This window comes from Pseudomonas duriflava, assembly GCF_007830155.1.
Taxonomy (GTDB): domain Bacteria; phylum Pseudomonadota; class Gammaproteobacteria; order Pseudomonadales; family Pseudomonadaceae; genus Chryseomonas; species Chryseomonas duriflava.
Map to the genome: position 1 here is coordinate 24,230 of NZ_VLKY01000018.1, position 23,382 is coordinate 47,611.

The 23,382-nt window shown below is 55.9% G+C and carries 21 protein-coding genes and 1 pseudogene; 12 read left to right on the forward strand and 10 right to left on the reverse strand.

Annotation, left to right across the window (positions count from 1 at the left end; translation table 11 throughout):
- Window positions 1–43: 43 nt before the first annotated feature.
- From coxB to IQ22_RS19705, 6 genes are all read left to right on the forward strand, one after another.
- Window positions 44–1,012, forward strand: coding sequence for a cytochrome c oxidase subunit II (coxB, locus tag IQ22_RS19680; protein WP_145145246.1), 969 nt, complete (start codon window positions 44–46; stop codon window positions 1,010–1,012).
- Window positions 1,009–3,540 carry a cytochrome c oxidase subunit I gene (gene ctaD / locus IQ22_RS19685; RefSeq protein WP_145145194.1) on the forward strand — a complete coding sequence of 844 codons (2,532 nt, stop codon included), beginning with the start codon at window positions 1,009–1,011 and terminating at the stop codon, window positions 3,538–3,540. The genes coxB and ctaD overlap by 4 nt, the downstream gene beginning before the upstream one ends.
- On the forward strand, window positions 3,537–3,944 hold the full coding sequence (locus tag IQ22_RS19690) for a hypothetical protein (RefSeq protein ID WP_145145196.1): 408 nt from the start codon (window positions 3,537–3,539) through the stop codon (window positions 3,942–3,944). The genes ctaD and IQ22_RS19690 overlap by 4 nt, the downstream gene beginning before the upstream one ends.
- Window positions 3,941–4,576, forward strand: a complete 636-nt coding sequence (locus IQ22_RS19695) for a cytochrome c oxidase assembly protein (protein ID WP_145145198.1) — start codon at window positions 3,941–3,943, stop codon at window positions 4,574–4,576. The genes IQ22_RS19690 and IQ22_RS19695 overlap by 4 nt, the downstream gene beginning before the upstream one ends.
- Complete coding sequence (locus IQ22_RS19700; protein WP_145145200.1) at window positions 4,560–5,762, forward strand: c-type cytochrome; 1,203 nt, start codon at window positions 4,560–4,562, stop codon at window positions 5,760–5,762. The genes IQ22_RS19695 and IQ22_RS19700 overlap by 17 nt, the downstream gene beginning before the upstream one ends.
- A gap of 68 nt (window positions 5,763–5,830) precedes the next feature.
- Window positions 5,831–6,070 carry a hypothetical protein gene (locus tag IQ22_RS19705; protein ID WP_145145202.1) on the forward strand — a complete coding sequence of 80 codons (240 nt, stop codon included), beginning with the start codon at window positions 5,831–5,833 and terminating at the stop codon, window positions 6,068–6,070.
- 3 nt (window positions 6,071–6,073) lie between these two features.
- On the opposite strand, the gene fahA is transcribed toward IQ22_RS19705, so the two are convergent.
- Together fahA and hmgA are read right to left on the reverse strand one after the other, a co-directional pair.
- A complete protein-coding gene (fahA, locus tag IQ22_RS19710) occupies window positions 6,074–7,378 on the reverse strand; it encodes a fumarylacetoacetase (protein ID WP_145145204.1) in 1,305 nt (434 codons plus the stop codon).
- Window positions 7,375–8,688 carry a homogentisate 1,2-dioxygenase gene (gene hmgA / locus IQ22_RS19715; protein ID WP_145145206.1) on the reverse strand — a complete coding sequence of 438 codons (1,314 nt, stop codon included), beginning with the start codon at window positions 8,686–8,688 and terminating at the stop codon, window positions 7,375–7,377. Before hmgA ends, fahA begins: the two co-directional genes overlap by 4 nt.
- Before the next feature lie 102 nt (window positions 8,689–8,790).
- Here hmgA and IQ22_RS19720 point away from each other — a divergent pair, with 102 nt between their 5' ends.
- Window positions 8,791–9,573 carry an IclR family transcriptional regulator gene (locus IQ22_RS19720; protein ID WP_145145208.1) on the forward strand — a complete coding sequence of 261 codons (783 nt, stop codon included), beginning with the start codon at window positions 8,791–8,793 and terminating at the stop codon, window positions 9,571–9,573.
- A gap of 42 nt (window positions 9,574–9,615) precedes the next feature.
- Here the strand turns inward: IQ22_RS19720 and IQ22_RS19725 are convergent, their stop codons facing one another.
- Window positions 9,616–10,434, reverse strand: coding sequence for an AraC family transcriptional regulator (locus IQ22_RS19725; RefSeq protein ID WP_145145210.1), 819 nt, complete (start codon window positions 10,432–10,434; stop codon window positions 9,616–9,618).
- Window positions 10,435–10,973: 539 nt separating this feature from the next.
- Between IQ22_RS19725 and IQ22_RS19730 the strand changes: the two genes are divergently transcribed.
- Entirely contained in the window at window positions 10,974–12,302 is a 1,329-nt protein-coding gene (locus IQ22_RS19730; RefSeq protein ID WP_145145212.1) for a peptidase, read from the forward strand.
- A 133-nt stretch (window positions 12,303–12,435) separates the two neighbouring features.
- Here the strand turns inward: IQ22_RS19730 and hppD are convergent, their stop codons facing one another.
- Both hppD and maiA read right to left on the reverse strand, forming a co-directional pair.
- The gene (hppD, locus tag IQ22_RS19735; RefSeq protein ID WP_145145214.1) at window positions 12,436–13,512 is read right to left on the reverse strand and encodes a 4-hydroxyphenylpyruvate dioxygenase; all 1,077 of its coding nucleotides are present in this window, start codon (window positions 13,510–13,512) and stop codon (window positions 12,436–12,438) included.
- 136 nt (window positions 13,513–13,648) lie between these two features.
- On the reverse strand, window positions 13,649–14,281 hold the full coding sequence (gene maiA / locus IQ22_RS19745; RefSeq protein ID WP_145145218.1) for a maleylacetoacetate isomerase: 633 nt from the start codon (window positions 14,279–14,281) through the stop codon (window positions 13,649–13,651).
- 429 nt (window positions 14,282–14,710) lie between these two features.
- Between maiA and IQ22_RS19750 the strand changes: the two genes are divergently transcribed.
- Both IQ22_RS19750 and IQ22_RS24170 read left to right on the forward strand, forming a co-directional pair.
- Complete coding sequence (locus IQ22_RS19750) at window positions 14,711–15,133, forward strand: MFS transporter (protein WP_145145220.1); 423 nt, start codon at window positions 14,711–14,713, stop codon at window positions 15,131–15,133.
- A 5-nt stretch (window positions 15,134–15,138) separates the two neighbouring features.
- On the forward strand, window positions 15,139–15,360 hold the full coding sequence (locus tag IQ22_RS24170; protein ID WP_158635462.1) for an OprD family outer membrane porin: 222 nt from the start codon (window positions 15,139–15,141) through the stop codon (window positions 15,358–15,360).
- Here IQ22_RS24170 and IQ22_RS19760 read toward each other — a convergent pair.
- From IQ22_RS19760 to IQ22_RS19780, 5 genes are all read right to left on the reverse strand, one after another.
- Window positions 15,329–15,655, reverse strand: a complete 327-nt coding sequence (locus IQ22_RS19760; RefSeq protein WP_145145222.1) for a helix-turn-helix domain-containing protein — start codon at window positions 15,653–15,655, stop codon at window positions 15,329–15,331. The two genes, IQ22_RS24170 and IQ22_RS19760, sit on opposite strands and share 32 nt — an antisense overlap.
- A gap of 516 nt (window positions 15,656–16,171) precedes the next feature.
- Window positions 16,172–16,507: a copper-binding protein gene (locus IQ22_RS19765; RefSeq protein WP_145145224.1), complete on the reverse strand. Its 336-nt coding sequence runs from the start codon at window positions 16,505–16,507 to the stop codon at window positions 16,172–16,174.
- A gap of 5 nt (window positions 16,508–16,512) precedes the next feature.
- Window positions 16,513–19,665 (reverse strand): efflux RND transporter permease subunit, encoded by a 3,153-nt coding sequence (locus IQ22_RS19770; RefSeq protein ID WP_145145226.1) that lies wholly within the window; start codon window positions 19,663–19,665, stop codon window positions 16,513–16,515.
- A complete protein-coding gene (locus IQ22_RS19775) occupies window positions 19,662–21,137 on the reverse strand; it encodes an efflux RND transporter periplasmic adaptor subunit (protein WP_145145228.1) in 1,476 nt (491 codons plus the stop codon). Before IQ22_RS19775 ends, IQ22_RS19770 begins: the two co-directional genes overlap by 4 nt.
- Complete coding sequence (locus tag IQ22_RS19780) at window positions 21,134–22,387, reverse strand: TolC family protein (protein WP_145145230.1); 1,254 nt, start codon at window positions 22,385–22,387, stop codon at window positions 21,134–21,136. The genes IQ22_RS19775 and IQ22_RS19780 overlap by 4 nt, the downstream gene beginning before the upstream one ends.
- 215 nt (window positions 22,388–22,602) lie before the next feature.
- Here IQ22_RS19780 and IQ22_RS19785 point away from each other — a divergent pair, with 215 nt between their 5' ends.
- Entirely contained in the window at window positions 22,603–22,806 is a 204-nt protein-coding gene (locus IQ22_RS19785) for a hypothetical protein (protein ID WP_145145232.1), read from the forward strand.
- 224 nt (window positions 22,807–23,030) lie between these two features.
- Window positions 23,031–23,241, forward strand: a pseudogene (locus IQ22_RS23645) (copper oxidase); the annotation flags it as partial.
- Window positions 23,242–23,382 lie beyond the last annotated feature (141 nt).

A 23,382-nucleotide genomic window follows, 5' to 3' on the forward strand; every position in this document is an offset into this window, starting at 1 on the left:
ATACACGTCTCGCCAGATAGGATTAAACGGACGGCATGGTGGCATGATCGCGCCGGTAATTGCAGTGGGAGGCTGTGATCTGCACGGCCCTCAATCGGCGTTAAGTCCTGCCGGGGTTGGGGCTGAGCAAATATCAAGTCTCTTCTGGTGGATGGCCGGTGGTGCGGTCCTGATCTGGGCTGTGGTTATTGGCATCGCTCTCTATGCCACGCTGGCTCGGCCCCGCAAAAAACATGACGTCCAGGGTGCACGATGGCTGATCATTGGTGGCGGGATCGTCTTTCCTACCGTTGTGCTCACGATCCTGCTGAGCTACGGCCTCATGCTTATCCCAAAGCTTCGCTCTACGGGTAATGTCGATCTTCACGTAGCGGTATCCGGCGAGATGTGGTGGTGGCGGGTGCGCTATACATCTCCTGCAGGCGAGCCGGTGGAGCTGGCCAATGAAATACGCCTGCCGGTGGGCAAGCGCGTCTCGCTCAGCCTGACCAGCCCGGACGTCATTCATTCGTTCTGGGTGCCTTCGCTGTCCGGCAAGGTCGACATGATTCCGGGGCGGGAAAACACCTTGATCCTTGAGCCCACCAAGCCGGGTACCTATCGCGGCGTGTGTGCCGAGTATTGTGGCGCGTCCCATGCCTTTATGGCGTTCCGGGTGGTAGTCATGGAGCCGCAGGATTTCGAGGCATGGCTCACGCATCAGGCGCAACCTGCGGTGTCTTCTGGCAGCCCGTCGGCGCGGCAGGGTGAGCAGGCCTTTCTCGTCAATGGCTGCGGTGCCTGCCATACCATTCGTGGCACGGCGGCGGATGGTCGGGTCGGCCCGGATCTGACCCATGTCGGCAGCCGCCTGAGCCTGGGCGCTGGCATGTTGCCCAACGATGCACAGACCTTTGCTCGCTGGATCGGCCACACGCAACAGATCAAGCCAGAGGTGAGGATGCCATCCTTTGGCATGTTGCCCGAGGAACAACTGACCGCGTTAGCGACTTACCTGAGTGGGCTCAAATGACGGATATCACCCAAGAAAACCTTGAGCAGATGGACCGAAGCGAGGATGAGGCCCAGAAAGCGCGCCTGAAAAAAGCGTGGAAAACACCGGAGGGTTGGCGCTACTGGTCTGCCGTGAACAATACGGAGGTTGGGCGCTGGTATACGGCAGTTTCCTTTCTGTTTTTTCTTTTTGCCGGTGTGCTGGCCTTACTGATTCGTACCCAGCTCGCTGTACCCAACAATGATTTCCTGTCTGCCGATCTCTACAACCAGGTATTCACGCTGCACGGCTCCGTAATGATGTTTCTGTTCGCGGTGCCGATCTTTGAGGCCTTTTCCATCCTGATCCTGCCGCAGATGCTGGGTGCCCGAGACTTGCCGTTTCCGCGGCTGTCCGCCTATGGCTTCTGGTGTTTTCTTATTGGCGGCGTGTTTGTTTGCGGCTCCATCTTCTTTCAAGTCGCACCGCAAGGCGGCTGGTTCATGTATCCGCCGCTGTCGACTCAATACCATGAGGGGTTGGGAGCCGACATCTGGCTGCTGGGGCTGTCCTTTATCGAAGTATCTTCGCTGGCCGCTGCAGTGGAATTGATCGTCGGGATTCTTAAAACCCGCCCGCCGGGCATGCGCATCAATCTGATCCCACTCTATGCGTGGTACATCCTGGTGGTGGCAGGCATGATCCTGTTCGCCTTTCCACCGCTGATCGCAGGTGATCTGCTCTTTGAACTGGAGCGTCTCTTGGGCTGGCCCTTTTTTAATCCAGAGAAGGGCGGTGATCCTTTACTGTGGCAACACTTGTTCTGGATCTTCGGTCATCCCGAGGTGTACATCATCTTCCTGCCAGCCATTGCTCTGGTGGCGATGATCGTACCGACAGCGGCCCAGCGGCCTATTATTGGTTATGGGTGGATTGTACTGGCGGCCGTGGGAACCGGCTTTATCAGTTTCGGCCTATGGGCGCACCACATGTACGCCACGGGTATGCCGGGGATTTCGCTGGCCTTTTTCACAGCGGCCTCGGAAGCCGTGGCCATTCCCACGGGCGTGCAGATTTTCTGTTTCCTGGCGACGGCCCTGGCAGGGCGGTTTGTTCATTCGGTGCCCATGCTGTTTGTGTCAGGAGCTTTGGCGATTTTTGTGCTGGGGGGCCTGACTGGCGTCATGGTGGCAATCGCGCCGTTCGATTTTCAGGCACACGATAGTTACTTCATCGTGGCTCACCTGCACTATGTACTGATCGGCGGCATGCTATTCCCGGTGGCCGCCGGCCTCTACTATTTCTATCCGATGGCCGATGGCAAGCAGTTGTCCGAGCGCCTGGGCAAGTGGGCCTTCTGGTTGATGTTCGTCGGCTTCAACGTGACCTTTCTGCCCATGCATTTCACCGGTCTGCTGGGCATGCCGCGCCGGGTGTTTACCTATGAAGCCGGGCTGGGTTTCGATCTGCTCAATCTGATCTCCACCATAGGCGCCTATATCTTTGCCGTTGGTGTGGTCATCCTGGTGTGGGACGTAGTGCGCCCCAAGAAAAAGCAGCCCCACGCCCGTCGTAATCCCTGGAATGCCGGCACGCTGGAATGGTTGGTCAACATGCCCTCGCATCCTTGGAGTGTCCGCTCGATTCCCATTATCAAAAGCCGCTATCCGTTGTGGGACCAACCTAACTTTATCCGTGATGTAGACGAGGGGCGGTTCTACCTGGGCGATGCCGCCGAGGAAAAGCGCGAAACGCTAATCACCAGTACCATTGATGCCCGTCCTATCCAGTGCCTGCGTGTGCCCGGCCCAACCTTTCTTGGTCTGTGGGCCGCAGTGTTCACCGGAGGCGTATTCATCTTCTCCACCTATCACTGGTATGTAGCCGCCCTGATCAGCGGGGTTCTGGGGCTGATCACTATCCTGATCTGGCTATGGACCGGTACGGCCCTGATTCCGGAAAAGCCAGCCAAGGATATTGGTCTGGGTGTAACGGTGCCGCTGTACCTGTCTGGCGACAAATCAGTCGGCTGGTGGGCCATGTTTATTACCATGATTGGCAATATGAGCGCCTTTGCCAGTCTTGTGTTCGGCTACTTTTTCTTCTGGACGGTTCATGAGGATTTTCCGCCCGATCCGTCCCAGGGGCCGAATGCCCTGTGGTCGTTGGTTGGGGCAGGCTGTGTGTTGGGTGCCTGGGCGCTGACCCTGTTGGCCAGACAAGCTAACCGGAAGGATCGGGCCGCCGTTTTCTACGGGGCGCTGATCCTGGCTGCGCTCTGCTGCGTGGCGGGCGGGCTGGCCCTGTTCGCCGGTCCTTATTCCAGCGGCCTCGATCCGAAGAGCCATGTTTACCCGGCTACCGTCTGGGTGTTGGTGCTGTGGTCTCTGGTCCATCTGGCTGTGGGCCTGATCATGCAGCTCTATTGCATGGCCCGACGTCTGGCGGGGCGGATGACCGCCGAGTACGACATCGACATTCGGAACGTCGCTCTTTATTGGCACTTCATGGCGATCACCGCGACGGTTACTGTGGTCGTGATTGCCGGTTTTCCGAGGATGGTATGACGGAACCCGATGCGAATCGAGATGATCCCGAGACTCCGGCTGCACGCTGGCATAGCCTTTGGCTGCTGACTTTGGGGCCAGCCTTCTGGACCATGCATTTTCTAGCGTCCTACATCACGGCCGCCATCTGGTGTGCAAAATTTGCTGGGCGAGCCGGGTCTCTGGAGACCGTCCGGTGGCTTATCGGCGGCTATACCGCGGTGGCGCTGGTCGGCATTTGCCTGGTGAGCTGGTTCGGCTACCGCCAGCATAAACTGGGGCAAGCCACGCTACCGCACGATGCGGATACCGCTGGTGACCGCCACCGTTTCTTGGGTTTTTCAACCTTGCTGCTGTGCGGTTTGAGTTTTGTGGCAACCGTGTACATTGCACTCACGGTTGTTTTCATCGGAACCTGCGAGTGAAGCGCCGCGTCTCGCTGGTTATCGGCCTGCTGCTGCTGGCTGTGACATGGCTAGGGCCTTTACCCGCGCTGGCGGTGCATAGCTTTACCGCGCACATGAGCATGCACGTGCTGGTTATCGCGGCTGTCGCACCGCTCCTGGCGCTGGGTACGGCCCAGGAACAATGGGACCCGGTTATTCAATGGCCTTTTTTGTTTTCGCCCGTTCTGGCCTCGCTGATCGAGTTGGTAGTAGTGTGGGTGTGGCACACACCGGTACTTCATCATGCTGCCCGACATATCCCATTCATGCTGATTCTGGAGCAAGGCAGTTATCTTATCGTCGGGCTTTTGGTATGGCTGGCGGCGTTTGGTGGTCTCCCGGCGGATCGACAGGCGAGGGCCGCAGGCGGTATAGCAGGCCTATTGATGACATCAATGCACATGACCCTGCTCGGTGTGCTGCTCGCCATGGCGGATCGGGTGCTCTATCCCCATGCCGGCCTGGCACCTTTTGGGCTTACATCGCAACAGGATCAGCAATTGGGTGGCGTCATCATGCTGGTCTTTGGCGGTACCAGCTACCTGCTCGGTGGGCTGTATCTCTTGGCAGGCCTGTTAGGAAAGGAACGCGATCATGTTTCGACTCGCTAGGCATCTGCTGCATCTGATCGTTTCGCCTGTGCTCAATGGGGGGCGTTACCTGATTGCCGGGTCCTGGAAACGGGGACTGGCCTTGCTGGTCACGCTAGCCCTCGCGGCAGTGGTCGGTGGCCTGATGTTTGCCTGGCTGGGGTTGGCGTCAGTCTCGGCCCGTTCCGGCCATTGGCCGGTAACCGAATGGTTTCTTCATATGGCCATGCGCAACGCTGTCGAGACCCGCTCGGTGAGCGTCAAGCCACCACTCACTCTGGACGATCCAAAGCTGATTCTGAAAGGAGCCGGACATTACGAAACAGGATGCTCTTCCTGCCATGCCTCGCCTGGAAAAGGGCAATCATTGATCGTGCAGCAGATGACACCAATGCCACCGGTTCTGGCAACCCGAATCAAGGAGTGGACCCCGGAAGAACTGTTCTGGATCGTGAAGAATGGCGTCAAGTTTTCTGCCATGCCTGCCTGGCTTGCACCTGAGCGAGAGGACGAAATCTGGGCGATAGTCGCATTCATCCGGAAATTACCCGAGTTATCTTCCGAGCAATATGAGCATCTGGCTCTTGGCACCAGCGCCAGCGGTTGGCGGCAAAATCAGGAGGCGGGTCTGTTGAAAGGGCTGGATGATCCGCTTGGACCAACGCTAGCCAACTGTGTCCGGTGCCACGGCGCCAAGGGTGAAGGGCGCGGACCGAGTACCATTCCAATACTGGCGGGTCAGCGCGAGCGCTATTTGTTGGAAAGTCTTGAAGCGTATGCCAACGGTGAGCGTAAGAGCGGCATCATGCAGCCTATCGCGGCAGCACTTGATGATCAGACCCGGCGGGAACTGGCCAGACACTACGCGTCGCTTGCTCGCCCTGAACCGGCTGCCAGGGTTTCAGAGCAGACAGAGGCTATCCAGCGTGGTGAGACCATTGCGCAATATGGCGTTCCCAGGCAGGGCGTTCCCTCCTGTGCCCATTGCCACGGCCCTCGACAAACCCCGCGAAATCCTATTTATCCTGATCTATCCGGGCAGCATGCCGACTACCTGACCTTGCAGCTTGAGCTGTTCAAATCACAGAAGCGGGGAGGTACGGCGTATGTTCATCTGATGCATAGCGCCGTCAGGCGGTTGACGCCTGAGCAGATGAGCGATCTGGCTGCTTATTACGCTGCACAAACCGTTGAAGCCAGCCAGTAACTGCATTGAACCCTTCGGAGCCGATAGGGCCTATTGCTGGGATAGCTTAACAGTTGAGGAGCACTACCATGGTCGATCGCGTTTCCTATGATGTTGATGATATGCGCCAGCAACTCTCCGAACGGCTGGACCAAGCAGTGCAGGCTGTCCAGTCACGGCAGAGCAGTGGGCAGGATATTCCCGAGGCCATGCATGAGCGGCTTATCCGTATCCGCTCGATGCAGGCAACGCTGGAACAAGGGTTGGACATCAGCCCCGAGATGGAGAGTTTCCTGGCATGGGAAAAACAGCACGGGCTGGTGGAATAGCTTTCAACGTGCCGGTTGAACGACTCCTCGGCACTCGCCAAAGCCAATCGATGGATAACCTTGCCGATGGCAACGGGCGCGCAGGATCACTTCGTCGCCATCTTCCAGGAACGTACGGGTTTCGCCACTGGCAAGCGTTAAAGGTTTCTTACCGCCTAGGGTAATCTCCAACAGGCTGCCGTAGCTGTCTGGTTGCTCGCCCGAAAGTGTGCCGGAGCCGAACAGGTCGCCCGGCTGCAGGCTACAACCATTAACGCTGTGGTGCGTCACTAATTGCGCCAGGGTCCAGTACATGTTCAATGTGTTGCTCAAAGCAATGCGTTGAGCAGGCAGATTCTGCTCGCGCATGGTTGCGGTCAGCAGTAAAACTTCCAACTCGACATCGAGCGCTCCGGTTTCCTGATCAGTAGGGTCGAGCAAGTAGGAGAGCGGCTGCGGATCGCCAGCCGGGCGAGCAGGCTGAGCGCAGCGGAACGGCTCCAGGGCCTCGGCCATGACCACCCAGGGCGAAACGGTTGTGGCAAAACTTTTCGACAGGAACGGGCCCAACGGCTGATATTCCCATGCCTGAATGTCACGGGCCGACCAGTCGTTGAGCAGGCACAGTCCGGCAATGTGTTGGCTTGCCTCGGCAATGGGTATTGATTCGCCGCGAGCATTACCCTGGCCAATCCAGACGCCGATTTCCAGTTCGTAATCCAGCCGCTTGCTCGGGCCGAATACCGGCTCGTTCTGACCGGGCGGCAGCGTCTGGCCGTTAGGGCGTCTTACCGGAGCCCCCGAAATGTCGATCGTCGAGGCCCGACCGTGATAGCCAATGGGCACGTATTTGTAGTTTGGCAGCAGTGGATTGTCCGGCCGGAACAGCTTCCCCACGTTTACCGCATGATGAATACCAACATAAAAGTCAGTGTAGTCACCGATACGTGCTGGCAGATGCATTTGGCAGGCTGCTATCGGCCGTAGCAGGGTATCGCCTAGCGCCTGCATCCGGTCGCGCTGCGGGCTGGCTTCTTCCAGCAGTTCGGTAAGCTCTTCACGCAAGGCGCGGCGCTCGGCCATCTCCAGCGCAAAGAAAGCATTCAAGTGCGGTTGAGCCGCGACTCTGGCGGCGCGTTGTACGTGTTGACTGAACAGATCGGCTTCCAGGGCCACAAGCATATCCAGAATCAGATCGCCAATAGCCACTCCGCCTCGTGGGGGCTCATCGGCTGTGCTAAAGACGCCGAAGGGTAAGTTTTGTAAAGGAAAGTCAGGGTGCTCATTGGCAGAAGCTACCCAACTGCGACGGTGCGATTCCGGAGTCATGTGAGCCCTCCTTGCTTGTTAAATGTTTTGGCAAGACCGGACCAACAAGCATCATAGTTGGCCTGCAGCGAAGGCGTTTCCAGTGCATGACGCGTCGGCCGCAGCACGCAGCCGGTTTCAAACATGAATGCCATGGTGTTTTCGATCTTGTGCGGTTTGAGCACGGCGCTAATGGCTTGACTAGTCGAGACGTGATCCGGTCCGTGGGCGCTCATGCAACTGTGCAGCGAGGCGCCTCCCGGCGAGAAGCCCTCGGCTTTGGCATCGTAAGCGCCTTGAATCAAGCCCATGAATTCATTCATGAGGTTCCGGTGGAACCACGGCGGCCGAAAGGTGTTCTCGGCCACCATCCAGCGCGGTGGGAAAATCACGAAGTCAACGTTGGCCATACCGGGTGTAGTGCCGGGCGATGTCAGTACGGTGAAGATAGACGGGTCGGGGTGATCAAAGCTGACAGTGCCAATCGTGTTGAAGCGCCGCAGATCGTACTTATAGGGCACGTTGTTGCCGTGCCAGGCCACCACATCCAGCGGGGAATGATCCAGGGTTGTTGCCCATAGCTCGCCCAGGTACTTCTGCACCAAAGGGGTGGCTTCGTCGTACTCTTCATAACGGGCCACAGGTGCCAGAAAGTCACGGGGATTGGCCAGCCCATTGCTGCCGATTGGCCCGAGGTCTGGCAGGCGCAGCACGCAGCCATGGTTTTCGCACACATAACCCTTGGCCGTATCGTCGATTAGTTCGACCCGAAAGCGCATGCCGCGTGGCAGTACGGCAATTTCCAGCGGCTCAATCTGCAAGATGCCCAGTTCGGTGACAATACGCAGCCGGCCTTCCTGAGGTACGACGAGCAGTTCACCATCTGCATTGAAGAAAACGCGCTCCATCGACGCGTTTGCAGCATAGCGATAAACACTGACGCCGCTGGCCTGTTGGGCATCGTGTGTGGCGGTCAAGCATTCCAGCCCATCGATAAAATCCGTGGGCGTACCGGGCATTCCGGCGGGGTTCCAGCGCAGGCGGTTAGGCGTGACGGCGCCCAGTCCGCCGTGTACCAGTTGCCTGTCCAGGCGCTCATAGCGTGGATGATTGGCCGAGGGCCGGATGCGATACAGCCACGTCCGGCGCGCATCGCTACGCGGTACCGTAAAAGCCGTGCCGGAGAGAAGTTCGGTGTATAGCCCGTAAGGGACTTTCTGCGGTGAGTTCTGCCCGATAGGAAGTGCGCCGGGCAATGCCTCGCTGGCGAGTTCGTTACCAAAGCCAGACTGATAGGGCAGGGTGTCTATGTTTTGTTCTTGTATATTCATAGCGCAACCTCATTTTGCGTAAATGAGTTACGCAAAAAGTAAATTGAATCATGGGGCCCGTCAAGCTATAACACCGCATCGTTTAGGCAGGCGGTTGTAGAAATGGCAAAGGATACGCAGGGGCCGGAAGTGCCCAGACGGCAAAAGGTACAGGCGGCAGAAGTCGGTACCGATATTCTGAGAGGACTGGCGGAGCTGGCACCGGCCACGTCGCTGTCAAAGCTGGCAGAGCATCTCGATATGCCGGCCAGCAAGGTGCATCGCTATCTACAGGCGCTTATTGCCAGTGGTTTCGCTGAACAGGATGAAACCACCAATCATTACGGCCTTGGGCCTGCGGCGCTGTTTGTTGGTATGGCTGCCTTGGGGCGCCTGGATGTTGTCAAAGTTACGATTCCGCGCTTGGCTGAACTGCGTGATGCTGTGAATGAAACCTGTTTTCTGGCCGTATGGGGCAACCATGGACCAGCTGTAGTGCATGTAGAGCAGGCCGTGCGTGCAGTCACGCTTGTCACTCAGGTTGGCTCGGTGCTGCCGCTTCTAAGCTCCTCAACGGGGCTGGTCTTTAATGCTTTTCTGCCCGATCGGGAAACAGCGCTTTTGCGCGAGCGCGAGCTGGCCATGGCTGATGCACCCTTTGAGCATGAGCTTCAACGTACTCTGGAAGCGATTCGGACACAGCATCTCCACGCCATTCATGGCTTGCTCATGAGGGGTGTGAATGCGCTGTCGGCGCCTCTGTTTGCCGCAGGAAATCGTCTGATGGGCGTTATTACAGTTGTTGGGGCGGCTCAGAACTTTTCCGCCGAACCGGACAGCTATGCGGCACAGCGCCTGCGCGAAACCGCTCAAGAAATCAGCTCACGTATGGGGGGCGTGTTCTAAGCTCCTCTGGCGCCATGAAGCGCTTGCCGCCGTCAGAGACAATCAGATGCCTGACTGGGCGAGGCCTCGCCACCACCGTGACGGTGACAAGCCAAAGGCGTTCTTGAAATGCCGGGTCATATGGCTCTGATCAAAGAACCCGGCATCAAGCGACGCCTCGATCAGCGTCTTGCCGGCATAAACCTGGGATTTCACTCGATCTAAGCGGCGCATGGTCAGATAACGATGCGGGCTCGTGCCAAAGTACATGCGAAAATCCCGCGACAGGCTCCATTTGTCCCTGTTGGCACACCAGGCCAGTTCGTCCAGGGTAATGGCGCGGTCAAGGTTGTCGTCGATGTACTCGCGTGCACGGGCGGCTGCCATGAAGTCCTGTGAGGTCTTGGTTTGTCGTTGACCGCTGACTTCAGCCAGGACGGTGATCAGGTTGTAGAGGGCATCCTCTTCCGCAAGCGGGTCCAGCTTGGGATCGGGGGTATACAGCAGCGCATTGGTCACTGCTGCCAGCCGGGGATCTTGCGAGAGCCCTTCCTTGAGGAAGGGCAAGGGAGCACCCTTCAGAACCTGCTGTACCAGAGCCGGAGGTACATATAGCATCCGATAATGGAAACCGCTTTCCGAACCGGCATGGCCGTCGTGTACTTCATCCGGATGCAGCACCATCGTGACGCCTGGATGGCTGTGCTTGCTAGCCCCTCTGTAGGAAAAGCTTTGTACTCCAGCCAAGGTACGGCCAATGGCATACGTATCGTGCCGGTGCGGGTCGAAGGCATGAGCACTGAAAAACGCTTCGATTCGCTCGACGCATGATGATGGCGAAGCATGCTTGACCCAGTTTTGCGATGAAGGGAGCTCTAACAAGGGGTTCACCTCTAATACACCTTGATGCGATCAGGGACCTTTTCCCGACAGGATAAGGCTCGCCTGTCAGCAAGGCTTGTACGTTTGTGGTGCCCGGCTCGGCAAGAGGGGCTGCTGTCAAATATTCCTAATATAAAGTCATAGGCTCTCCCACGCAGGGCGCCATAGAGATCTGTATCAACCTCTTTACTGCACCGTTACGCTACGTTGACACCTATACCCCGCCCGACTTGGCATCATACGTTCATGCTGGAAAGACGAGCGCGAATCCAGGTTCCTGGACTTGTTTGATCCTCCGGCCACTGTGCAAAATGCCTGTTGCAAGAGGCGAATCTTCAATATCACCGTTCTACCCGTCGGTTCATACCCCGCAGCAGGCCAATATTCCGCCGGGCTGGTGTACCACAGGCGCAAGGCAGGTGAATCCGCTTCCTGGTCGTATCGGTTGCCGCTACTAGCGACCACTATTTTCACAGGCGCGTTTATTGAGTAACCGAGATGGATGAGCAGCATCCAATATTGAGCCGGAGAATATATTTATGCAGTCACGCCGCACCTTTTTGATCCTAAGTGCCAGTGCTGGAGCCTTGCTGGCAATAGGCGCTCCAGTGCTGGCAAAAGGTGGTGTCCAGGCGCAACACGCAACAGCTATCACCGAGGTATTTGGGAACGGCCCGCGCCTGACGGGAGTAGCCGTGGAGTACGACTCGCCGGTTACAAGTGCCGAGCTGACAGCAAACGACTTTCACGTGGAAGGACGCACCGTTACCGGCGTTTTCGCCAGTACCTCAAGCGATCCGGCGGATCGGACGGCGATCGGTCGCTTCGTCATTGTGACCCTATCTCCCGAAGATACAGATGCCAGCCTGTCACCTAAAATGCATGGGCCTGGTGGTGGAATGAAACCGCCCGGTGGCAGCGGATTTGGCAAGCCGAATAGCCATGGGGCGGGTGGTATGGGCAAAGCCGGTAGTCGTCCAGGCGGTATGGGCATGGCCTATCGAACAGCCGAAGCAACTATTGGCCTGCCAGACGGCAAAACGATGGTCACCTCTACGGTACGCAACCTGATCGTTGATGAGTTCCAGCAGCTTGAATTTCATGATTCAAAGACTGGCGAAACGCTGAAATACAACCTCTTTGTGCCAAGGCACTACGATCCCACACGCTCGTACCCGCTGGTGCTGTTCATGCACGACGCTAGTGTGACTGGAGACAGGCCTAGGGCGACCCTGCTGCAGGGATTGGGTGCAATCGCCTGGGCCAGCCCCGAAGATCAGGCCAGGCGTCCAGCCTTTGTGTTGGCGCCCCAATATGCCGAGATCATCGCCGACGATGACTTTCAAACCAGCATGCTAGACACCACCATCAACCTGGTGAACGCATTGGCCGTTGAGTACAACATCGACCGTAAGCGGCTTTATACCACTGGTCAATCCGGTGGTTGCATGATGTCCATTGCCATGGACATCAAGTATCCAGACTTTTTCGCAGCCTCTTTCCTGGTGGCGGGCCAGTGGGACCCAGCGTTGGTAAAGCTGCTCGCCGGGCAAAAGCTATGGGTTCTGGTTTCGCAGGATGACAACAAGGCGTTTCCAGGCCAGAACGCCATTATGGATGTCCTGGAAAAGGAGGGGGCCAAAATTAGCCGCGCGGTATGGGACGGTACCTGGAACGCTGAACAATTCCGTGCAGCTTTCGAGAAAATCGATGCCGAAGGCAGCCCGATCAACTATGTGACCTTTAGCCCGGGCAGTGTCATACCTGCAGGTGAGTCGGCAGCCGGTGCCAGCGGGCACATGAATACCTGGCGCATCGCCTATGCCGTCGAGCCGATCCGCGAATGGGTTTTTCGCCAGCACAAATGAGTAAAGGGCTGTAAGCGTCAAGTTGATAGCAACACCGAGTTAAGCCGGGCCGAGAGGCCACAAGTCTCATCCGGAGCCTCTTGTATCAGGCGAAAAAGAAGGGCAACCGGTAAGGCTCCGGCTGCCCTCACAGTTACTCGGTTACCAGCACGCCGCGGCGGATCTGATCGCGTTCGATGGATTCGAACAAGGCCTTGAAGTTACCCTCGCCAAAGCCGCTATCGCCCTTGCGCTGGATGAACTCGAAGAATACCGGGCCGAGTAGCGTTTCCGAAAAGATCTGTAAAAGGAGGCGCCGCTCGCCGTTTTCCGAAGTGCCATCGAGCAGGATGCCACGTGATTGCAGTTCCGCCGTAGGTTCGCCATGGTTGGGCACGCGACTTTCAAGCATTTCATAATAGGTTTCCGGCGGCGCGGTCATAAAGCGAGTGCCGCAGGCCTTAAGCGCATCCCATGTCTTGATAAGGTCGTCGGTCAGGAAGGCAACATGCTGGATGCCTTCACCGTTGAACTTCATCAAAAACTCTTCAATCTGGCCCGAGCCCTTGGAAGACTCTTCGTTCAGCGGAATTCGAACCATGCCGTCGGGGGCCGTCATAGCCTTGGATGTCAGGCCCGTGTATTCGCCCTTGATATCGAAATAGCGGATTTCACGGAAGTTGAACAGCTTTTCATAAAAGTCTGCCCAGTAGGCCATGCGCCCGCGATATACGTTGTGGGTCAGGTGATCAATGATCTTCAGACCTGCACCTACAGGCTTGCGGTCTACTCCATCCCGAAAGACGAAATCAATGTCATAGATTGAGCTACCTTCCTCGAAACGATCGATCAGATATAACGGCGCGCCACCAATGCCCTTGATCGCTGGCAGACGCAGCTCCATCGGACCGGTCGGGATCTCTACAGCCTGTGCACCCAGCTCTAGCGCCTTGTAATACGCATGATGGGAATCCCGGCAACGAAAGGCCATACCGCACACCGATGGGCCATGTTCCGCCGCAAAATAAGCCGCACGGCTCTTTGACTCGCGATTGACGATGGCATTGATATCGCCCTGGCGATACAACGCCACATCCTTCGATCGGTGGTCAGCAACATGGGTGAAACCAATGCTTTCCAGTACAGGCTCTATGACGTTAGGAGTAGGGGAAGCGAATTCGATGAACTCGAAGCCCATGAGTCCCATAGGGTTTTCAAACAGATCGGCCATGATGTGGCTCCTGACGTAGCGATAAAAAGTATTGGGTTAACAGCGTTATCAATACTTTTTACAGGCGGCGCGCAGGAGAGGCCGCGAACACTACGGGCCAGAAAATGGCCGAGAATAAGTTGGAAGCCGTGGATTTTCATGCGGGCTTGTCCGCTTGGGCATCTGGGTGAGCCTGCTGAAAGGCCGGATGTGCCAATGCCTCACGCTCAACACGACAGATGCGGGGGAATTGACCCAGCTCCACATTGAAGCGCCGCGCTGCATACACCTGAGGCAGGAGATACACATCGGCCAAGCCCACATCGCCAAAGCAGAACTGCTTTTCGCCAATCAAGGCTTCGACGGCCGAGAGACCCTCACCAATCCAGTGTGCTATCCAGGCCACGACGTCCTGCTCCTGAATCTGTAACTGACGTAAGCGATTCAGTACGGAAACGTTATGCAGCGGATGTACATCGCAGCCAATGATCGCAGCAATACTACGATGCCGAGCGCGCGCCAAAAGCTCGGTTGGCAATAGCGGCGCCTCAGGATAGCGCTCTTCCAGATATTCGAGGATTGCTGGTGATTGGCAAATCAAAGCGCCTTCATCGGTACGCAGTAACGGGACGCGGCCCTGCGGATTGAGCGCCCGATAGTCCGCCTGGCGATGTTCGCCACCGTCTTTGATCAGATTGATTGGAATAACCTCGTACGACAATCCCTTCAAGGCGAGAGCGATGCGTACCCGGTAAGAAGACGTGGAGCGATAGTAGGTATATAGATCCATGGCTTACACCGCTGTCGTAAAGGGCTCTTCTTGAGTCTTTTTATTTTGCGTAAGTGAATTACGTTTAATGAAATTTGCTCTGGCAGGTTCGAACTGTCAAGAGATAAGGGCTGGCATCGCGTGGTTTCTTGTTCAGCACAGTAGAGAAAGGCGAATCGGTCAATGAGGGATAACAGGCTGGCTGGGTTTTAGAAACGTGTTGAGCCTTGGGCAAATGTCGGTTCAGGATAGCTATATAGGTCGCACGGACTCATGTCTGTAGGGCATGTGACTGTCCAGGCGACACCAGTCGAAAGCCTGACAAGCGCATGGGCCAAGACCTCCTAAAGACTGGACTTTCCGTTCTTTTCTATGCCCGCGTATGCCGTCAAGCAACTGGGTTTGACCGCCTCTATCGGCTTTGCAGGAGCACCCTTAATGGTGTGATCCTTGACGGTACTTACCTCCTTTATTGGTCATCTATCCGATGTCTTTGGTCGTACGCGAATCATGGTGGCGTCGTCAGCGGTTTTCGCCATTACTATCTATCCTGCCTTTATGTACCTTTCGCTGAACGCGACCCTGGCCGGTCTCTTGACTGTTCTGGTCTGGCTTAGCTTGCTCAAAGCCATGTATTTCGGGGGGCTTCCAGCCTTGATAGCCGAGCTTTTCCCAACCAAGGTTCGGGCTACCGGCATGGCACTGAGTTACAACATCGGTACTACCGTGTTTGGAAGCTTTACTCCATTCTTTATCACATGGCTCATTGGCCTGAGCGGTAGCAAGATGTCGCCCGCGTTTTATCTGCTCTTCACTGGTCTGCTCAGTCTTGTTGCGCTCATGACTATTCGCCACTGCGTCAAGTTATCCTGATTTCGGTGCGGACATACCGTCCGCACCTTCAGAGCGGCGAGACGGAGCGTCCGGCAATCGTCAGCTACGTTGTTGAAAGTGGTCCGTTAAAAGGCATTGGTCTACGATGGATGAACATTGGCGTCGATACTAAAAACAGCGCTAAATACGAAGAAAACCGATTGTATGTGACCTATACCTATAACATCTGGCGACCTAGGCGGAATCTGAGGGCAGGGCCGGTATAGAAAAGCGCGGGTCCTGCGTCGCGGTGGTTAATTGCTCTTCAAGATAGCTAAGGAAATAGCGCACCAGTACCGGCAACTTACGTCCCGCCATGACCTGTACCTGCAGGCTCCGCTGGCGCAGTTGTGAATCTGCCAAATGATCGGACTGGATAAAAACATCGGCCGGTGTGAGATCCTTCAGAAGCCTCCGCTCGCGCTCCATGGCAAGCTGGAAGATGCGGTCGTGCAGAGCTCTTCCCTGTAAGGTCAGACTGACCGTGTAGCGTCGAGCATCGCGACTATCCACTGCGGTCATAACGTGGCTGCTTGCCTCAAGCCCTTGCAAGGAGTGGCTTACTGCCCCTTTTGCTGGTAAATATGCTGGGGCGGATGCATCAAAAAATTGATCAAGTTAATGAGTACGAGCCTGATCGGTAGGACGATGATGTCCGCAGTGATAAACGAAAGCCAGAAATTGGATGAGATTATCTGAAAGAAGATATGGCAGACGCCTCATGGCTTTGGCCAGCCATGAAGCCGGTGCTGGGACTTGCCCTGCGTTGGTAACTGGCAAACCCTTGTCTCGAAAGAGTGGGTCAGTGGAATAGTTGGTTAAAGCTAGAGCAAGTATGGAGCTAGAACAAAGAAGGTTTGTTCCGGCTCCATACTTTTACGTGTCACGTGAGGGTTCACTCGCTACTGCTTTCAGCAGCGGCGCTGCCTTTTGACAAGCTCCTGCCATGTCCTTTTGTACTAGTCACCATAAGCACGGCCTTCTTATGGTAAGGAAAGGCGATGTCTATCGTCTTAGAGGCTTGTCCAAGGCATAACGTTATTGCTTTTTGATAGACGTAATTGTCGCGCTCATGCCTTCTGACTTGAACGTAAAGTCTATCTTGTCGCCTTGTTTAACGTTGTTTAACTGATCCGGCGTGGCCTTGAAAGGCATGGTCATGGCGGGCCACTGAACTTCAGGCACAGGGCCATGGCTGATCGTAACAGTGCCTTTCTCCGTATTGATCGACTTGACCGTACCACTGGCCTTAGCCTCTGTTGCCGCTTGAGCTTTTTCCATGGTCATGCCTTTCATGGGCATTTCATGAGTCTCTGCCGCAAAAACAGGCGCAACAAATACCAATGCAGAGATCGCTAGAAATGTACGTTTCATGGTTATTAACCTTTCAGTGAAAGAGTGCTGTGGGTGGTTGTTTCCCGCCGGCGCATCAGGCGATAGGCGGCTGGCAGGACGAACAGGGAAAGCAGCGGCGCAGTGATCATGCCGCCAACCATGGGCGCCGCGATGCGGCTCATGATTTCGCTACCGGTACCGCTGCCCCATAGGATGGGCAGTAAACCGGCAATAATGACTGCAACTGTCATGGCTTTGGGCCGTACGCGTTGCACAGCGCCCTCATTGATCGCATCGAGAAGCGCGCCTTCTGACGTGAGTCCAGCGTCAAGCCGCTCGTGCCAGGCATTTTTCAGATAGAGCAGCATGATCACGCCAAACTCGGCTGAAACGCCAGCCAGGGCAATAAAGCCCACTCCGGTAGCAACCGAGAGGTGATAGTCGAGCAGGTAAAGAAACCAGACACCACCCGTCAGGGCGAAGGGAAGCGTAGCCATGATCAAAAATGCTTCGCTGAAGCGGGTGAAGACGAGATACAGCAACACAAAAATGATCAAAAGCGTGGCGGGTACTACAAGTTTCAGGCGGGCATTGGCCCGCTCCATGAACTCAAACTGTCCCGAGTAGCTGATACTCATGCCAGGTTCCAGTGTGATCTGCTCACTTACCTTTTGCCGAAGATCGTTTACCACCGCCGCCATGTCACGGTCTCGCACATCAACATAAACCCAGCCAGACAACCGTGCGTTTTCGCTTTTCAGCATGGGCGGGCCGTCACTGATCTTTACCTGGGCTACAGTCCCTAGAGTGATCTGGCTGCCCTGAGGCGTATAAATAGGCAACTGCTGAAGATCAGTTACCGAGTCTCGCCACTCTCGGGGATAGCGCAGATTGATAGGGTAGCGAGCCAGACCCTCCACGGTTTCGCCAATGGTTTCGCCGCCAATAGCGCCAGCAACGATGGATTGCACTTCGGCAATATTGAGCCCGTACCGCGCCGCAGTAACGCGATCAATATCAACATCGATATAACGGCCTCCGGTTAGGCGCTCGGCCAGTGCAGAGCTGACGCCAGGCACCGTCTTGGCGATGCGCTCGACGGCCTGAGTAGCCTTGTCGATTTGCATCAGGTCCGTGCCGTATACCTTGACGCCGATGGGGCTCTTGATCCCAGTGGCCAGCATATCGATACGGTTGCGGATCGGTGGAATCCACAGGTTGGCAATGCCGGGCACATTAACTGTGCGGTCCAGCTCCTCGACTAGCGTCTCCATGGTCATCCCGGGCCGCCATTGCTCTCGGGGCTTGAATTGAATAGTGGTCTCGAACATTTCCAGCGGTGCCGAATCGGTAGCCGACTCGGCACGGCCGGCTTTACCAAACACATGCGCAACTTCCGGTACTGTTTTGATCAGCCGGTCGGTCTGCTGTAAGAGCTCGCTGGCCTTTTGTGCTGAAAGCCCTGGCAAGGCGGTCGGCATATAGAGCAAATCGCCTTCATCCAACGCGGGCAGAAACTCGCCGCCCAGGCGGGTAACAGGCCAGAGCCCAGTGAGGAACACCAGCAGGGCTACGAACAAGGTGGTTTTTGGCCGGCGCAGCACAGCACTTAGCGCGGGCTGATAAAGACGAATCAACCCTCGATTCAGCGGATTTCGGTGTTCGTCAGGAATCTTTCCACGAATCCAATACCCCATCAGTACCGGCACCAGGGTTACTGACAGGCCCGCCGCTGCCGCCATGGCATAGGTCTTGGTAAAGGCCAGCGGGCCGAATAGGCGGCCTTCCTGGGCTTCCAGTGTAAACACAGGAATAAACGACAGGGTAATGATCAACAGACTGAAAAACAGCGCAGGCCCTACCTCCACGGCGGCTGCGGTTGTGACCTTCCAATGCGCCTCGCCCTTAAGCTCTTCATCAGGATGCTGCTTATGCCAGGCCTCGATGTGTTTATGAGCGTTTTCAATCATTACGATGGCCGCATCCACCATGGCGCCGATGGCGATGGCAATTCCGCCCAGGGACATAATATTGGCGTTGATGCCTTGCCGCTGCATGATGATGGCGGCGATCAAAACGCCCACCGGCAGGGAGACGATAGCCACCAAAGACGAGCGCAGGTGCCACAGGAAGACAGCGCAAACCAGTGCGACGACCAAAAACTCCTCGAGCAGCTTGTGGCTCAGGTTTTTTACCGCTCGGTCAATGAGCTGGCTGCGGTCGTAGGTCGTAACAATATCAACCCCGTCCGGTAGGCTTTTCTTGAGTTGTTCCAGCTTGTCCTGAACAGCTGCAATAGTTTCTCGGGCATTTTTGCCGCTACGCAGGATGACCACCCCGCCAACAACTTCTCCCTCTCCATCAAGCTCTGCGATTCCTCGGCGCATCTCCGGGCCAAGCTGGATGTGCGCTACATCTCCCAGTAGGACTGGCACGCCATTGCTGTCCAGGCGTAAGGGAATAGTCCGAAAATCCTTCAGGGTTTGCAGGTAGCCTGAGGCACGCACCATGAACTCTGTTTCTGCAAGCTCCAGGACGCTACCCCCAGCTTCCTGGTTGGCCTGGCTGATAGCCTCGGCTATTTGCTGTTGCGTTACCCCACGGCTGGCCATACGGATAGGATCAAGTACTACCTGGTATTGCTTGACCATTCCGCCAATAGGCGCAACTTCAGCTACGTTAGGGAGTGTTTTGAGCTCATAACGTAAAAACCAGTCCTGTAAGGAGCGAAGCTGGGCCAAGTCATGTCCGCCAGTACGGTCAACCAGTGCATATTGGTAAATCCAGCCCACTCCGGTCGCATCCGGGCCCAGTGCCGGCTTGGCGGAAGCCGGTAGACGGCCTTGTACCTGACTCAGATATTCCAAGACACGTGAGCGCGCCCAGTACAGGTCCGTGCCGTCTTCAAACAAGACATAAACGTAACTATCACCAAAAAACGAGTAGCCCCGCACCGTCCTGGCTCCCGGTACCGAGAGCATGGTTGTAGTCAACGGATAGGTAACCTGATTTTCAACAATCTGAGGTGCCTGCCCTGGATAAGATGTGCGAATGATGACCTGAACGTCGGATAGATCCGGCAAGGCGTCAATCGGCGTGTTTTTGACCGACCAGACGCCCCAGACAATGGCAAACAAAGTTGCCAGCAAGACCAGGAAGCGGTTGGCCACTGACCATCGAATAAGCGAGGCAATCATGGTTTATCCCCCAGCTTTTCGATGCGCTCGACCAGCAAACCCTCATCGGTTTCCCGCACGCCAAACCGGACCCGGTCACCCAGTTGCAGATCGCTAGCAAGTGCTGGATCAGCCAGGGCAAAGCTCATGGTCATGCCCGGCATACCCAGTGTCTTGAAGGGTCCGTGAGAAATACCGATCATGTCGCCATCAAGCTCGACGACAGTTCCCTCAGCTTCATGCAAAGCGTGTTTAAGTACTGTAGGCGTCTGCTCAAGGGTTTGTGCGGTCAGCCCCCGTAAGCTGGCCTCGGAGTCCAAGAGGAACTGTCCTGAGGCAACAACGTGTTGGCCTTCTTCCAACCCCTGGAGTACCTCCGTCTTGTCTTCGACTTCCCGTCCAGTACGGATTTCAACCGGGCGATAGCGACCTGCCTCTTCAGCCAGCATGACGAGCGTACGCTTCCCAGTACGGATTACCGCTTCGGTGGGAATTGTCAGAGCACTGTGCTGCTCATGGCTTAGGGTGACCTCGGCGGTCATGCCTGGGCGCAAGCGTTGTTGCGGGTTGGGCAACTCGACCCTAACCCGTACCGTTCGGCTGTCACGGTTAGCTTCTGACAGGATGGCCTTGATCGTTCCGCTTACGACCTCATCGGGATAGGCAGGCAGACGTGCCTCGACACGCTGCCCGGCCTGTAAATGGGCAATTTGCGCCTCCGGCACGGCTACTTCGAGCCAAACAGTGTCGATTCCATTAATCCGAGCCAGGGTAGAGCTGCTTGAAAGCGTCATACCCTCACGCACATCAAGCGTCTGGATAACTCCCGCTATAGGACTTGTAGCGGTCCAGACGGACTGCACCTTGCCACTGCGTTCCAGATCCTTGATCAGGTCGGCTGGCATTCCTGCAAGACGCAGACGCTGGCGCGCTGCCGCTAATAGCTGAGAGTCTTTAAGGTCCCGTAGCGCAAGGTATTCTTCTTGGGCTGCGGACCATTCGGGAATGAGCACATCGGCAAGAGGTGCCCCTTTCTTTATTACGTCTTCAGGGGCTCTATCGTATACGCGCTCGACAAAGCCTCCGCTACGGGTCTGCACGACCGCGACATTGCGCTCGTCAAAGGTCAGTGTTCCTACTGCATTAAGGACCTGGCCTATAGACTCGCGGGTAACAGGCGCTACGCGCATCCCCAAGTTCTGGGTTACACCAGGATCAATGGTAATGGCCGCGCTGTCTCCGCCTTCATCGGCATAGCGCGGTACAAGATCCATATCCATGAAAGGCGATTTGCCAGGCTTATCGAACTTTTGCTGCGGATACATCGGGTCATACCAGTACAATACCTGCCGCTCCTCTTGCTGGGCTGGCAGGTTGGTAGGGGAAGGCTGTCCAGGTTGAGCGGATTTCGCGGCGAGCCAGTAACCTGTAGCCCCAGCCAGAAGTGCTGTACCGATAAGGAGCAGAAGCAGCGAAAGGGTGCGCTTACTCATTGGTGTTCTCCATAAGCGAAATGCAGACGTGCACTGGTAAGCGCTTGCTGTTCAATAAAGTCGATCGCTTTGAGGCGCGCCTCAACCAACTCGCGACGCGCCTGCACTACGGTGCCCAGATCAGCTTTTCCTGACCGGTAGCTACTAAGCGCGAGATTGACCTTTTCCTGGGCAAGGGGAACAAGAATCTTCTGGCTACGTTCGACGGCCCGCTTCAAACGCTCATATTCAGCAAGATCGCTTTCGAGCTCCTGAACGTGTTCACGTCGCATACTGATACGCTCAGCCTCGAGCTCGGAAAGCTCTGCACGTTTGGCTGCAATCTTTGGGTCCTGTCTGGATGAGGTAAATAAGGGAAGATCGAAGCTTACTTGCAGGCTGACCATGTCGCCGTACTCGCGCCCACGGTTCTGGTAGCCCACCTGCCAGCTCCAGTCAGGTTTCTTTTCTGCTACAGCCTGACGAATCTGCGCTTCGGCTTCCTGGGTCATAGGATCAAAGACAGCAAGCTTGGGGTGCCGCTCAAGGTTATGAGTGAGGCTTCGGGTATCGACAGGCCAGAAAGGCAGGTTCCCAACCAGTGGCTCGTCAGCTGCAGCTCCAACCCAGCGTCGTAGATCAGCCCTGGCCTGCTGTAACGAACGCTGTAGCTCATCTTCTTTCTCGGCCAGCAGTGCAGCTTCTTGTTTCGGCACAACGCTGTCTGAGATCTGCCCCGCATTACCTGCAAGCCTGGCCTGAACCGCTTTAGCCAAAAGACGATTTTCTTCGTAAAGACTTTTGAACACTTCCAGCTTGCGCTCGATCGCTCGAGCCTCGATCCAGGCCAGGGCTGTTTCAATCCTTACATTCAAACGCTCTACACGCTGAACGGCTTCTGCACGCGAAACGCTTGCTTGTGCAGCCTCAACACGTGCGCGTCGCTTATCGCGATTAGGCACGTCCTGCGTGACTCCTACCATTTGCATGGTCATGGAATCGCGGTTCAGGCTGAAGCGGTCTTCGCCTTGAATAGGGACGTTTTGCAGGCCAAGCGCTAACTTAGGATCAGGCAGCTCGCCAGCAGGTATGGCAGCGCTACGAGCCGCTTCAATACCAGCCTGCCGGGCAGCCATTGACGGAGCGTCTCGTTCGGCCAGACGTATGGCCTCATCCAGGGTCAAGGCTGATGAAAAAACAGGTACAGCCAGAAGGCACACTGCCACAGCCGTCTGGGATGGCTGCTTTTTACCGTCGCGTCGAAAAATCATCGCGTGAATCCAGTCATGTTTCGGTGCCCATGATTCATGCGCACACACCAATCGGCTTACGACTCTGCAGTCGCAAGACAAAGATTAGAAGAGACTAGAAATCAGGCGCGAGGAGGTCGCCAGACATCGCTGGGCGTAAGGGAGACAGCACGTTCAGGAAGAGCTGTTTGGATAGGCGGGGCTATGGGTACACAAGGAGTTTTAAAAGCGCTGGTTTGAACAAGCGTGTTAGCCTGACATTGCTCGCCACTTTTACACATCTTGCCACCCAGATGGGCGCTTTTCTGTTCATCGAAGCAACTGTCGTGCATCTCCATGGCGCTTTTCATGGAAGCATCATGCTGCTCCATGGAGCATGGGCTCGCTGGCAGCAGCGAGCCCGCCATCCCATTGAAGGGAAGCGCCAAGCTAAGAACTAATAGGAGACAAAGTCGATGAACAACGCTCATGGTTGTGATGCTAGCTGCATATCAGAGGCTAGACAAGGGCTTAGTCCTAGGAGAGGGATCAATCCCTTCAGTCAAAGTCTACTTCTGGCCTGAAAGTTTGTAACGATCTGTTATGTCTGTCTCTCCCAATGGCAGCAAGCTAACCGTCGCAACTTTTAGACAAGCCCTAGGATATTTTACATCTGTAGTGAAATATGAATCCAAGTCCTAGGCTAGTGGATGATCTGGGTCTTAGTTTGAGAAACTATGGACGCCGCGTTCCGACCTATTCGGACCTCAAAAGTACCTTTTTGACCCGGATGAACAAGAGCCTAGTCGTACCCTTGAGCTGCACCTCACCGGCTCAAGTATGGCGAGCGGGTCAGAATCGTGCTGGTCAACGACACCATGATGACCCGTCCCATTCTTTCCTTTAATGTGAAGTAGCGATGTCATTGGCGACTGGATCAACATTGGCGTACGCTTTGCTTTTTGCATGGACTTATGCTGCTATTTGGTTTTATGCCCTTTAGGGCCATGAGCATGTAGCCAGGTATAGGCATAAGG

Coding starts and splice junctions, on each gene's coding strand:
- coxB (WP_145145246.1), top strand. CDS start 44: ATGATCGCGCCGGTAATTGCAGTGGGAGGCTGTGATCTGCACGGCCCT.
- ctaD (WP_145145194.1), top strand. CDS start 1,009: ATGACGGATATCACCCAAGAAAACCTTGAGCAGATGGACCGAAGCGAG.
- IQ22_RS19690 (WP_145145196.1), top strand. CDS start 3,537: ATGACGGAACCCGATGCGAATCGAGATGATCCCGAGACTCCGGCTGCA.
- IQ22_RS19700 (WP_145145200.1), top strand. CDS start 4,560: ATGTTTCGACTCGCTAGGCATCTGCTGCATCTGATCGTTTCGCCTGTG.
- IQ22_RS19705 (WP_145145202.1), top strand. CDS start 5,831: ATGGTCGATCGCGTTTCCTATGATGTTGATGATATGCGCCAGCAACTC.
- fahA (WP_145145204.1), bottom strand. CDS start 7,378: ATGACTCCGGAATCGCACCGTCGCAGTTGGGTAGCTTCTGCCAATGAG.
- hmgA (WP_145145206.1), bottom strand. CDS start 8,688: ATGAATATACAAGAACAAAACATAGACACCCTGCCCTATCAGTCTGGC.
- IQ22_RS19720 (WP_145145208.1), top strand. CDS start 8,791: ATGGCAAAGGATACGCAGGGGCCGGAAGTGCCCAGACGGCAAAAGGTA.
- IQ22_RS19730 (WP_145145212.1), top strand. CDS start 10,974: ATGCAGTCACGCCGCACCTTTTTGATCCTAAGTGCCAGTGCTGGAGCC.
- hppD (WP_145145214.1), bottom strand. CDS start 13,512: ATGGCCGATCTGTTTGAAAACCCTATGGGACTCATGGGCTTCGAGTTC.
- maiA (WP_145145218.1), bottom strand. CDS start 14,281: ATGGATCTATATACCTACTATCGCTCCACGTCTTCTTACCGGGTACGC.
- IQ22_RS19760 (WP_145145222.1), bottom strand. CDS start 15,655: ATGACCGCAGTGGATAGTCGCGATGCTCGACGCTACACGGTCAGTCTG.
- IQ22_RS19765 (WP_145145224.1), bottom strand. CDS start 16,507: ATGAAACGTACATTTCTAGCGATCTCTGCATTGGTATTTGTTGCGCCT.
- IQ22_RS19770 (WP_145145226.1), bottom strand. CDS start 19,665: ATGATTGCCTCGCTTATTCGATGGTCAGTGGCCAACCGCTTCCTGGTC.
- IQ22_RS19775 (WP_145145228.1), bottom strand. CDS start 21,137: ATGAGTAAGCGCACCCTTTCGCTGCTTCTGCTCCTTATCGGTACAGCA.
- IQ22_RS19780 (WP_145145230.1), bottom strand. CDS start 22,387: ATGATTTTTCGACGCGACGGTAAAAAGCAGCCATCCCAGACGGCTGTG.